Raw genomic sequence first — 12,185 nt, 5'->3', positions numbered from 1 at the left:
TAAAGATTGATTGATTGATGATTTTTAATGTAAATGATTTTAATACTCGCAAAGGTTTATTCTTCGGCATTTCTGTTTGCTAAAGCAACCTTTACAGTTTGGTAGTTTTTGTTGACTTTATTGATTACTTTTTCTCTAAATGAAAGTTCCAACTCTCCATCAACTTGTGAGAGTAAGTCGTTTGCATTTATCTTAACTTTGTTTTTTTGTTGAATTCCTTTATCCATTGCCAATGTTTTTTCTGCCGAAACCAACAGTTGATCCACGGTTACATTTTTTGAATTCTCCACAATTGCAGTTTGATTGATTTTTGATTCTGTTTTTTGATTGTTTTTCCAATTTTCGTTATTGGCTTCTTTGATGATTGAACGCTCCTCTACTTGATTTTGATTTGTTTTATGTTGCTTTATTTGTTGATTTTTTTCTTCTAAAACTTTCTCTGTTTCTTTTATCACGAGTACATCATTATTTAAAGATTTTGAGATTATTTTGTTTTGCTCATTCTTAACTTCCCCTACCGAATCTTTCGGTTGCTCTTCTTTAACAACTACAGGATTATTTATACGGTCATTAGGTATTTCTTTTTGGCTAAAATAAATAGTACTGATTAACAAGAATCCTATAAAACCTGCCGCAACATACATCCAAGTATATTTTCGTTTAGGTTTATTCTCCTCTGCCACCTGCAACATAGCATCCAATCGATCCCAAGCTCTATCGCTAGGATTAATTTCTCTTTCATTTAGTTTTTCACGAAACTCTCTTTCTAATTTATTCGGTTCCATTTTCTTGTTTTTTTAATGTAATTATTTGCTTTTGCAACATTTTGCGAGCATGTGATAATTGCGATTTTGACGTTCCTTCATTAATCCCTAACATTGTTGCAATTTCATTGTGCTTATATCCTTCGATAGCATAAAGATTAAAAACCATCTTATACCCATCTGGCAAGCCATCTATTAAAAACTGAATTTGATCTGTTGACAATTGGCTCTCGATACCATTAAAACTCTCTTCTGCATAATTCTCATCCTCGATGAACTTTACCTTTTTTTGAACTCGTAGATATGAAATGCATTCATTTACCATTATTCTTCTAATCCATCCTTCAAAACTTCCTTTGTTTTCAAATCTTTTAAGATTGGTAAAAACTTTCATGAATGATGTTATCATTACATCTTCGGCCAATTGGATGTCTTTGATATACTGTCGGCAAACACTTAGCATTTTTGAAGAAAATTTACTGTATATCTGCTGTTGTGCCTGTCGATTATTATCGATAGCCAACTGAATGATTTCAGCTTCTTCTTGATGCAATTGGATTACTTTCATAAAAACTCAGTAGAAATTTTAAAAAAATGATTCGGTAAAATTAATTCAAATAATAGCATTATAAATTGCCAGCTAAAAACCAAACTGACTTCTATTAGCATAGACGATTTACAATTAAAAAAGGTTGCATGGGAATGAAAAAAAATAATAATTAAAACCTTCAACAAAAACAAACAACAAGTAAAACACTGTCTTACAAGTGTTTAAAGTTATTGACCGTTAAAAATTATTTGTTATTTTTTTCTTTCAATTACATAGTTCACCATCAAAGTCAAAGCTGCTTTGAAGTCTGAATCTGAATAGTTATCAAGTAAAGAGAGTGCTTCTTGTTGAAATTCTACCATTTTATTTTCGGCATAAGTCAAACCATTATTATCTTTCACAAAAGCAATAACTTCTTTTACACGCTTTTTGTCTTTATTATGGTTTTTGATAGAATTAATAAGCCAATTCTTTTCTTTGGTAGTACAATTATTTAAAACATGAATTAAGGGCAAAGTCATTTTTTGCTCTTTGATGTCTATTCCAGTAGGTTTTCCAATAGCTTCTTCGCTATAATCGAATAAATCATCTTTAATCTGGAAAGCCATTCCTATGAGTTCTCCAAATTTACGCATGTTCTCTACCTGAACTTCATCTTCAATAACCGATTTTGCACCTAGCGCACAACAAGCAGCAATAAGTGTTGCTGTCTTTTTTCGGATAATTTCGTAATAAACGTCTTCGGTAATATCAAGTCTTCTTGCTTTTTCTATTTGAAGCAATTCTCCTTCGCTCATCTCACGTACTGCAACAGAAATTATTTTAAGTAAATCAAAATCTCCATTATCTATAGAAAGCAACAATCCCTTTGAAAGTAAATAATCTCCAACTAGAACTGCTATTTTATTTTTCCATAGTGCATTAATCGAAAAAAAGCCACGTCGACGATTACTATCATCAACTACATCATCATGAACTAAGGTTGCGGTATGAATTAATTCTATAACCGAAGCCCCACGATAAGTGCGTTCGTTTACAATTCCTTCTGACACCATTTTTGCTGTCAAGAAAACAAACATAGGTCGCATTTGTTTTCCTTTTCTATTTACAATATAATAAGTAATTCTATTGAGCAAAGCCACCTTTGAAGTCATCGATTCATGGAACTTTTTTTCAAAAAGTTCCATCTCGCTAAAAATGGGCTGTTTTATTTGAGAAGTAATATTCATTTCGATTCCAAATATACTATTTTAAATAAAAAAACGTTGTGTATTTTATAGAAGTATATCAACATTTAGAACTTTTTATACACTATTCTTATTCAAGTAAGCCTAATTTACTTGAAAGTTCATTATTAGCTCGCGTCTAATTGCACTGTTACTATTTTATTTCCCCGTTATAAAATAGCATTAACTCAAAATCTACATTATAATCTCCACTTTAATTTAATTCATCTATTACAAAAAAATTAAATTACTTATTATGAAAACAAAATTTTTATTATTGGGAGTTATTGCAGCTTTTACATTTTTTATTAGTTGCAATTCAGATGAGACAAGACAAGATGTTTCATCTAAAACTATTTCAAATGATGAAATAGCTACAAATTCAAAAATTGATGCATCAATTGATGATGTTTCAAATATTGCAGAAGACCAATTTAGCACACAACAAAATAGTTCAAAAAAAGCAACTGGAACTATTAAGAACTTCTTACCCGAATGTGCCATCGTTACAACTGTATTAACTGATAATACATGGACAAAAACTATCGATTTTGGCACAGCAGGCTGTACACTATCTAACGGAAATATATTGAAAGGAAAAATTACCATTTCGTTTACCAATGATTTCACCAGCTCCGAACATACAATCATGTATAGTTTTGAAGATTTTTATCACAATGGCAATAAGATTCAAGGGAGCAAAAGCATAAGTCTAACTCAAAAAGCAACCGACTTATTAGCAACTGTACATCCTGTATCTATTTCAGCCATCGATATGACGATTACATTTGAAGATGGAAAGATTTATAAAAGAACAGGCACTTTAACAAAAGAAATGATTGCTGGTTTTGATACTTGGTTCAACTGGGACGATAACATTTTTGTTATTACTGGCGCTGGAGAAACCACCTTCCCAAATGGCGATAAAATTTCGAGTGAAATTAAACTTCCTTTACAATTCTCAATGGCATGCAAAAAACCATTCCCTGTAAAAGGTTCTATCTCAATTACAAAAAACGAAGCCACTGCTTTAATTGATTTTGGAAATGGCGAATGTGATGATCTTGCTGTTGTAACAAGAGATGGCGTATCTGAAGAAATTCATTTAAAAAAATAACAACTCTTTTTACCAAAAGAAAAGCATTAAAAACAAGTGGTAATCTCGTTTTTAATGCTTTTTTATTTTATGCTTAACTTATATTAAACTTCTGCTTCTTTATTAGCCAATTGCCCGCAAGCAGCATCAATATCTTTTCCTCTACTTCGGCGTACTTTTACTACTACTCCAATATTTTCAAGTGCTTTTATGTATGCATTAATTGATTCTTCTGAAGCTTGTTGAAACTCACCATCATCAATTGGATTATACTCAATTAAATTGACCTTACAAGGCACGTATTTGCAAAACTTAACCAAGGCATCAATTGATGCTTTATCATCGTTAATTCCTTTCCAAACTACGTATTCGTATGAAACTTTACATTTCGTTTTTCTGTACCAATACTCTAATGACTCACGTAAATCTGCCAAAGGGAAATTTTTACTAAAAGGCATAATTCGAGAACGGATTTCATCTATTGCCGAGTGCAATGAAACTGCTAATTTGAATTTAACATCATCATCTGCCATTTTTTTGATCATTTTAGGTATCCCCGATGTTGATACCATAATACGTTTTGGCGACATTCCTAAACCTTCAGTAGACGTAATCATATCAATAGCTTTCATAACATTGTTATAATTCATGAGCGGTTCTCCCATTCCCATAAAAACAATATTAGACAACGGATGATTATAATACAAACGGCTTTCTTTATCTATAGCAATTACCTGATCATAGATCTCTGCTGGCTCTAGATTACGCATTCTTTTTAATCTCGCTGTAGCGCAAAAATTACAATCTAAACTACAACCAACTTGACTAGATACACAAGCAGTAGTTCTAGTTTGAGTAGGAATCAAAACCGACTCTACAACCAATCCATCGTGTAATCGAACGGCATTCTTTACTGTACCATCATTACTACGCTGCATTGTATCAACCTTAATATGATTGATAACAAAATTATTTTCAAGCATAGAACGTGTTGCTTTTGCAACATTCGTCATGTCTTCAAAACTATGTGCTCCTTTGCTCCATAACCATTCGTAAACTTGATTACCACGGAACGCTTTGTCATTATTAGTAACAAAAAATTCGCGTAATTCCTCTTTTGATAAGGCTCGTATGTCTTTTTTCTCCATTTGCATGCTGCAAATTTAATCACTTTTGTTGTTTTTTAATGTTTTTTAGATGCATTCTTGCTAAAATGTCAAATTTCATGAAATTATTTTCAAAAAAATTTCAATCGTTATATGAGACGTAAAAGCCTATAAACCCTCACTTCTTGTCATTTGAACATAAAAACATTTTTTATCATAAAATCGCATTTAAAATTTCATTCAAATAAAATCCGATAGTTCCTACACATAACCTCACAACAAACTAACTAACAACCATATATAAAACAGCATTTAATTAATAATGACTGTTTCTTTCAATGAACTTCCGCACTGACTATTAATATAACTCTTTATTAAAATTTTAACAATGATTATTATCATGCTTTTTATTATGCATACATAATAAATTTGATAAAAAGAAAATAAGTATTGCTCGCGAAGTCAACATACACGCCAACTTACAAACAATGTCTTATTAAATGATTAACGAATAAATTAATAAAAATGAAAACAATTAAATCTATTTTTTTAACAGTAGTTTGTTTAGCAATGTCAACATACATGAGTGCACAAAAGAATTATACCGTAGATGCAAAATCGAGTTTTTCGGTGGCAGGAACATCTACTATGCATGATTGGGAAATGAAATCTAATTCTGGAACTGGTACAGGAACTTTAACTGTTACAGATGCTAAACTAACAGACATTAATAGCCTAGCCATAACCCTTTTGACTGAAAGCATAAAAAGTGAGAAAACTAGTATGGATAAGGTAGCATACGAAACATTAAAAACTAAAACACACAAAAACATTAAGTACGTTTTAAAATCTGCCGAAAAAGTAAATGAAACAACTTGGAACTTAACAGGAACATACACTATCGCTGGAGTTAGTAAAGAGTATAAAACTCAAGTAAAAACAACTGTTAACAATGGAGTTGTAACACTTCAGGGGTCTAATAAAATAACTTTTGCCGATTTTGGGATGACTCCACCAAAAGCTTTGTTTGGAACCATCAAAACAGGAAAGGATCTTACATTAAATTTCAATATCATTCTAAAATAAATACCACATGAAAAAAATCTATCTCATAGCTACCGTTTTATTAAGCATGGCTACAGCAACAGCTCAAGTTGGATTTGGACAAATTCAGAATCAAATTTCACGAGACAAAAATGGAATAAATCAATTTGACGTAAAAAAAGATACTGTTCAATACAAAGGATTAAGTATCGATATAGGAGCGGCATTTGCATTACAATTCCAAGGAGTAAATTCATTTAATGGACAAGAAAATCTGAGTGCACCAATTTCTGGCTACAGATTAAACAATCTTGAAAATAATTTTAATCTACCTACTGCAAACTTTACCATTGGAGCACAATTATTTGATGGGGTGCGTGTAAATCTAGATGTATATCTTGCTTCAAGACACCATCATGAAACTTGGGTAAAAGGAGGTTATTTACAAATTGATAAATTAGATTTCATTAAAAAAGATTTCTTAGCCGATTTCATGAAATATGCCACTATTAAAATTGGTCAAATGGAGAACAACTATGGTGACGCTCACTTTAGAAGATCTGATAATGGTAATGCTTTAATGAACCCTTTTATTGGGAATAATATCATGGATGCATTTATTACAGAAATGGGTGCCGAACTTTACTATAACCGAAGTGGTTTTGTGGGTATGATTGGAGTTACAAACTCTAAACTAGATCAAGATGTTAAAGAAGTAAAACAAGCTAGCCCAACACATAACACAACTGTTAGCCCTACTATCTTGGCAAAAATTGGTTTCGACAAACAACTTGACCCAGATTTAAGAATAAGATTAACAGGATCTTTATACCACACTGCAAATTCAAGTGGAAACCTATATGCATCAGATAGAGCTGGAAGCCGTTTTTATGGTGTAATGAGTCACAGTGATTATACTGGTGCCAATGGAGCTCCTGTTGCTGACAACTTTGACCCAACTGCAAATAAAGACACTGGACGTTTCAATCCTGGATACGGAAATTGGGCAACATCATATATGATTAACCCATTTATTAAATATAAAGGACTTGAGTTCTTTGGTACCTTAGAGTTTACTTCTGGTGGTGATGCAAAAGGTGTTGAATCTTCACGTTCAGTAAACCAATATGCAGGAGACATCGTATACCGATTTGGTACAAACGAGAACCTATTTGTTGGAGCAAAATACAACTTAGTTGACGGGAAATTAAGAAACTCTGATGCCGAAGCTGTTAACATAACTAGATTTGAAACTAGTGCAGGTTGGTTTATGACTAAAAACATTTTGGCTAAAGTGGGTTATGTAGACCAACGCTATAAAAATTACAGCCAATTTAATGCTGCTGGAAATCCAAATGATTTATACAAAGGAAAATTCAACGGTGTAATGTTTGAAGCAGTTATTACATTCTAATTTACTCAATGAAAAATTTATTTACAATTGGATTGTTGGGTTTAGCATTATTCCTCTGTTTAGGAAGTGCTAAGCCCACTTTTTTCCCTGACGATTCAATTTTAATTATTAATAAAATTGAAATTAAAATTAGTGGAAAATCAACTGTTGGAGATTATAACTGTGGTAATTCATTAATTAAGAAAGATAGCATCTTTTTAAACTTAAGTAAAAAAAATAGTATTTCGGCAGAAATTCCAATGTCTAACTTTGATTGCAGAAACAAAATAATGACCAAGGACTTGCAAGCTACAGTAAAAACAAAAACATACCCTAGTAGCTATGTAACCCTATCTGAAATTAGACCTTGTGGTAAAAACTACAAATGCAATCTTACTTTTGTAATAACAGACAAAACGCTTAAATACAAAGACTTTATATTAAATACCACTGGCAATAAAATCCAAGGAACCTTCAATTTGAATTTTTCTGATATTGGCCTTAAGCCACCCGTAAAGATGGCTGGGCTTATAAAAGTGAAAGATCAAATAACAATAGACTTTAGTTTGTATAAAAACTAATTAAACAGCTTCAAAAAAACTTTTCATATAATAATCTAAAAAATAAAAGTTTGGTACAAGAATTGTATTTACACTCAAAAGAGAGATCGTCTTACAAAAAAACATACTAGGTCACGTTTTTTTATGTAAATTGTTATTTCTTAGAACCATACACTTAACATTGTATCAACCCAAAAAAATTAATTAATTATGAAAAAACAAATTTTAAGCTTAGCAGTTATCGCTTTATTAGCATTCGGAGTACAATCTTGCGAAAAGAAAGAGCCAAAACCAACGGAAGATGAATTAACACTTGGAAACAAAGTTGACTCATTGACTACTGACATTGATGAAGTAAAAGACACTGCAGTAACTAAAGTAGAAGATGCTGCAAAAGATGTGAAAGACGCTACTAAAAAAGCTGCTGAAGATGTAAAAGATGCTACAGAAAAAGGAGCTAAAAAAGTAGAAGAAGCTGCAAAAGCTGCAAAAGACGGAACTGTAAAAACAGCTAAAGAAGTTAATGACGCTTTAAAAAAATAATTTTCATTTCATGTGAAAGTTAAAACCATTCGCCACCGCGGATGGTTTTTTTTATGCAAAAAAGTGTAGTAGATATTTTTGTATTTTTGCATTTCAATTTTAGATTATACATATCATGCATTTTATATCACAAGACCTAGAAGACTACATAGAACAACATTCTGAAAAAGAACCTGAGTTACTAGCGCGTTTAAACAAAGAGACTTACCAAAAAATACTATTGCCACGTATGCTAAGTGGGCATTTTCAAGGTCGTGTTTTAAGCATGTTATCTAAATTAATTCGCCCAGTAAACATTCTTGAAATTGGAACCTATACTGGCTATGCTGCCTTATCCCTATGCGAAGGAATGCAAGAAAACGGGCAATTACATACAATTGACATTAAAGAAGAATTAATAGATTTTCAACGAAAATATTTTGACCAATCTCCATGGGGAAAACAAATTTTCCAACATTTGGGCGAAGCCACAACCATTATCCCTACGATTGATGTAAAATTTGATTTAGTATTTATAGATGCTGATAAAGAAAACTACATTAATTACTACGAAATGATTGTTCCTAAAATGAATAAAGGCGGTATCATTTTATCTGATAATGTTTTATGGAGTGGTAAAGTTTTAGAACCATTACATCCAAATGACATTAGTACAAAGATCCTTTTAGAGTACAACCTTCTTTTAAAGAATGACCCAAGAGTAGAAACGGTTTTACTACCTATTCGAGACGGATTAACTGTTAGTAGAGTTCTTTAAAACGAGGTTTTGAATCCCTTCGTTGCACAGGTTTTGAAACAAAGTTATTGAGATTAGAAAAACAAAATTCAGAATGAAATATATCGACGAAATAAACGCTGATGGTTTTACGATTATAGAGAATGTTTATAACGAAAGTGAAATTGAAAAACTGATTTCAATAATTGAAAGTAGCACAGAAAACAAAGCCGAAAAAACAACTTTCAGAAAATCAGAAGATTTATTTGCGATAAGACAATTCCACAAAGAAATTCCCGAAACCCTAGATTATATTTTTAATCAAAATTTAAAGGATATTATTCAATCCAACTTTGGAGAAAATTATTTTATAACTAAATCAATATATTTTGACAAACCAGAAAAATCAAATTGGTTTGTTGCTTATCACCAAGATTTAACAATCTCTGTGGATAAAAAAATAGATATCAAGAATTTTGAAAATTGGACCACCAAGCAAAATCAATTTGCTGTGCAACCTCCAAAAGAAATTCTTGAAAAAAATTTCACAATAAGAATTCATATTGACAAAACAACAAAAGACAATGGAGCTTTAAAAGTAATTAATAGCTCCCATTCTAAAGGAATTTATAGAGTTGAAAATATGGACTTAAAAAATGAAAAGGAGACAATTTGTGAAGTCGACAAAGGTGGAATAATGATTATGAAACCATTACTTTTCCATGCTTCAAATAAAACTACTAATAACGAAAGAAGACGAGTTATTCATATTGAATTCAGTAATCTTGAACTTCCAAACGGATTAGAATGGAGCGAGAAGCATTTTATAAAAAATTAAATCATTCTATAAAACAACTACCTACTACCTTTTCAGCTTGCATAACATGTCTCTGATTATGGTAAATCACAATCTTAAATGTATCACCTAATTTCAGCTGTATCCACTTTGTGATACTAATTCCTGTTTTGGTTTTATTAAGACTCACATCTTTAGCTTTATTAAGTAACTCTAGCATCTGAATTTGCTGATTGATAAACTCAGTAATAACAGTTTTATCAAGTTTACTATTTATCGGATTCATACTTTTAAAGGTTTTCATTGCATTGAGCTTCTCTTTTGGCAGCATGCTTTTTGCAAAATAATCTCCTAGCCAACCGCTTTTAAAATATAATTCAGCTCCCTCAGTAGTCACTCCATATATTCGTTTTGTAATTTCTGGAAGATAAAACCTACCATACAAATTAAGGTGTTCCAAACATTCTAGAGCACTCCAACTTTCAGAGCTTACTCTGTGATTAAGCACTGTATCGCTTTCGGCTTTCAAAGATTCAGCTTTATTCATAATCAAACGGGTACGCTCAATTAAGTCTAATATTAAAACATCTGATTCAATTTTCATCTCATTATTTTTTGACAAATTTCTCAAACTTTTAACCAAAAAACATTGATTGAAATCAACGCTTTTTTAATCTTGACAAAGTTTCAGGACTCATCCTTAAATAATTTGCGATATGTCTGTTTGAAATTTCCTGAAATAGTTGTGGGCTTCTCATTAAAACCCTTTCAAAACGTTCTTTAGGTGAGCTAGTAAGGATATCTTTCTCCCTTTCTATTTGCTGCAAAATCAAGTCCTCCATGATTTTTATCCAAAGCTTGAGATTATCTTCATTTTGATTGATAAAATCCATAAAACCCTTTTTCGGAATTACTTTTATCACCGTTTTCTTTATGGCTTGGATATAAAAATCTGATGGCTTCTCGGATAAAAATGAATCTATAGAAACAATAATATTGTTTCTATACCCAAAGCGAATAATACGTTCTTCATAATTGTCAAGTACAAAAATTCGGAGACTGCCCTCTTCTATAAAATAGATATTGGTATCAATGCTTCCTTTGACTTTTAGAAATTCATTACGTCCAATCGTAATCGTTTTTTCTACCAGATTATTTTCCTCTATCAGGCGTATTATCTCACTAACTTTCATCTATAGCACTACTATTAAGTATGATGAATTTAGTTATTTTTTTTATACTAAAACCTGATTTGAATAAATTATTTTGCACAAGAAGAATTGATTAAAAGCCAACAAGTTGCTTAAAATCAAATGTAGTTAAGAATTACTTTAGTAATCCTTAAAGTTGTAGTTTATGCAATAGAAAGAATCGAATATACAACTGGAAATACTCCTAAAAACTAAACTGGAAAATACTTCGCTTTTGCTTTCTGGTATAGTTTGTAGATTAAGAATCCCATTATTATCCCTACCAAATAACCACAAAGAATATCCAATGGATAATGCAATCCTAAGTAAATACGGCTATAAGCAAAAATTAACGGCCATAAAAATAAGAGTCCAAAATACTTAAAGTGTTTGTTAAGGACTAAATATAAAAACGTAGCTGCTGCCAATGAATTTGCTGCATGACCTGAGAAAAAACTAAATGATTGTCGAGATTGTACAATTCGAATAAACGAATTGATATCAGGATTATTACAAGGTCTTAAACGCTGTACGCTATACTTAACTGCATTGGTTAATTGATCTGTACATGCAATTAAAATCGCCAAAAACAAGAGTAAATACAAGGTTTGTTTTGTCCCTAATTTTTTATAGATAAGATAAAGTAATAGTAAAAAAAGTGGAGTCCAATTTAACTGATTAGTGATTACCAACCAAAGTTTATCATATGTTTCAGAACCTAATCCATTAAGAAATACAAATAGATTTGTGTCTAATTCTTGTAATTTTTCAAGCATTATATCTGACGTTTTATAGGGCCTGTAATGGCATCAATATCTTCTTTTGTTTTCTCAAATTGTGTGGTAGCATCTCCTAATAAATTAGTTTTTGCCTTCTCTATTTCAGAATTGATATTACCTGTCATATCATCCAAAGTTTTCGCATCGAAACCGTTAGCTTCTGCACCTTTTTGGATTTCACTTTTAATATCATTAGTTGCATTCTTAAGTTGCGCCATAGCTTTACCCATTGTACGAGCAATTTCCGGCACTTTATCTGAACCAAAAAGCATAAGTACCACAAATAGTATGAAAACTAATTCTCCTCCTCCTATACCAAACATATCTTTTTTATTTTTATGTGCCACAAAGATATTAAATTTTGTAGCCTACTGCTTTAAAATTAACTTAAAAAAAGAGACTCTTGCAAGTCTCTTTTAGTTT

General features: G+C 31.3%; 15 protein-coding genes. 7 read left to right on the top strand and 8 right to left on the bottom strand.

Features of this window, described 5'->3' with window-relative positions:
* Positions 1-56: 56 nt before the first annotated feature.
* From LNQ49_RS16180 to LNQ49_RS16170, 3 genes are all read right to left on the bottom strand, one after another.
* The gene (locus LNQ49_RS16180; RefSeq protein ID WP_229990063.1) at positions 57-785 is read right to left on the bottom strand and encodes a hypothetical protein; all 729 of its coding nucleotides are present in this window, start codon (positions 783-785) and stop codon (positions 57-59) included.
* Positions 772-1,332 carry an RNA polymerase sigma factor gene (locus tag LNQ49_RS16175; protein WP_229990062.1) on the bottom strand — a complete coding sequence of 187 codons (561 nt, stop codon included), beginning with the start codon at positions 1,330-1,332 and terminating at the stop codon, positions 772-774. Before LNQ49_RS16175 ends, LNQ49_RS16180 begins: the two co-directional genes overlap by 14 nt.
* A gap of 233 nt (positions 1,333-1,565) precedes the next feature.
* Positions 1,566-2,543 (bottom strand): polyprenyl synthetase family protein, encoded by a 978-nt coding sequence (locus LNQ49_RS16170; protein WP_229990061.1) that lies wholly within the window; start codon positions 2,541-2,543, stop codon positions 1,566-1,568.
* Positions 2,544-2,796: 253 nt separating this feature from the next.
* On the opposite strand from LNQ49_RS16170, the gene LNQ49_RS16165 reads away from it, so the two are divergent.
* A complete protein-coding gene (locus LNQ49_RS16165; protein ID WP_229990060.1) occupies positions 2,797-3,657 on the top strand; it encodes a hypothetical protein in 861 nt (286 codons plus the stop codon).
* 83 nt (positions 3,658-3,740) lie between these two features.
* Here the strand turns inward: LNQ49_RS16165 and rlmN are convergent, their stop codons facing one another.
* Positions 3,741-4,790, bottom strand: a complete 1,050-nt coding sequence (rlmN, locus tag LNQ49_RS16160) for a dual-specificity RNA methyltransferase RlmN (RefSeq protein ID WP_229990059.1) — start codon at positions 4,788-4,790, stop codon at positions 3,741-3,743.
* A 477-nt stretch (positions 4,791-5,267) separates the two neighbouring features.
* On the opposite strand from rlmN, the gene LNQ49_RS16155 reads away from it, so the two are divergent.
* From LNQ49_RS16155 to LNQ49_RS16130, 6 genes are all read left to right on the top strand, one after another.
* Positions 5,268-5,828, top strand: a complete 561-nt coding sequence (locus tag LNQ49_RS16155; RefSeq protein WP_229990058.1) for a YceI family protein — start codon at positions 5,268-5,270, stop codon at positions 5,826-5,828.
* 7 nt (positions 5,829-5,835) lie between these two features.
* Positions 5,836-7,200 carry a hypothetical protein gene (locus tag LNQ49_RS16150; RefSeq protein ID WP_229990057.1) on the top strand — a complete coding sequence of 455 codons (1,365 nt, stop codon included), beginning with the start codon at positions 5,836-5,838 and terminating at the stop codon, positions 7,198-7,200.
* An 8-nt stretch (positions 7,201-7,208) separates the two neighbouring features.
* On the top strand, positions 7,209-7,760 hold the full coding sequence (locus tag LNQ49_RS16145; protein ID WP_229990056.1) for a YceI family protein: 552 nt from the start codon (positions 7,209-7,211) through the stop codon (positions 7,758-7,760).
* Between the two features lie 189 nt (positions 7,761-7,949).
* Positions 7,950-8,282: a hypothetical protein gene (locus LNQ49_RS16140; protein ID WP_229990055.1), complete on the top strand. Its 333-nt coding sequence runs from the start codon at positions 7,950-7,952 to the stop codon at positions 8,280-8,282.
* Positions 8,283-8,397: 115 nt separating this feature from the next.
* On the top strand, positions 8,398-9,039 hold the full coding sequence (locus LNQ49_RS16135; protein ID WP_229990054.1) for an O-methyltransferase: 642 nt from the start codon (positions 8,398-8,400) through the stop codon (positions 9,037-9,039).
* Between the two features lie 73 nt (positions 9,040-9,112).
* Positions 9,113-9,835 (top strand): phytanoyl-CoA dioxygenase family protein, encoded by a 723-nt coding sequence (locus LNQ49_RS16130; RefSeq protein ID WP_229990053.1) that lies wholly within the window; start codon positions 9,113-9,115, stop codon positions 9,833-9,835.
* 1 nt (position 9,836) lies between these two features.
* Here the strand turns inward: LNQ49_RS16130 and LNQ49_RS16125 are convergent, their stop codons facing one another.
* From LNQ49_RS16125 to LNQ49_RS16110, 4 genes are all read right to left on the bottom strand, one after another.
* A complete protein-coding gene (locus LNQ49_RS16125) occupies positions 9,837-10,397 on the bottom strand; it encodes a DinB family protein (protein ID WP_229990052.1) in 561 nt (186 codons plus the stop codon).
* A 55-nt stretch (positions 10,398-10,452) separates the two neighbouring features.
* A complete protein-coding gene (locus tag LNQ49_RS16120) occupies positions 10,453-10,986 on the bottom strand; it encodes a Crp/Fnr family transcriptional regulator (RefSeq protein ID WP_229990051.1) in 534 nt (177 codons plus the stop codon).
* A 209-nt stretch (positions 10,987-11,195) separates the two neighbouring features.
* A complete protein-coding gene (locus tag LNQ49_RS16115; RefSeq protein ID WP_229990050.1) occupies positions 11,196-11,759 on the bottom strand; it encodes a phosphatase PAP2 family protein in 564 nt (187 codons plus the stop codon).
* Positions 11,759-12,085 carry a Sec-independent protein translocase subunit TatA/TatB gene (locus LNQ49_RS16110; RefSeq protein ID WP_229990049.1) on the bottom strand — a complete coding sequence of 109 codons (327 nt, stop codon included), beginning with the start codon at positions 12,083-12,085 and terminating at the stop codon, positions 11,759-11,761. Before LNQ49_RS16110 ends, LNQ49_RS16115 begins: the two co-directional genes overlap by 1 nt.
* Between the last annotated feature and the right edge of the window lie 100 nt (positions 12,086-12,185).

It is taken from the genome of Flavobacterium pisciphilum (genome assembly GCF_020905345.1).
Lineage (GTDB): Bacteria > Bacteroidota > Bacteroidia > Flavobacteriales > Flavobacteriaceae > Flavobacterium > Flavobacterium pisciphilum.
Note: the sequence above shows the minus strand (reverse complement) of the source record. Positions and strands in the feature narration are given on the sequence as shown.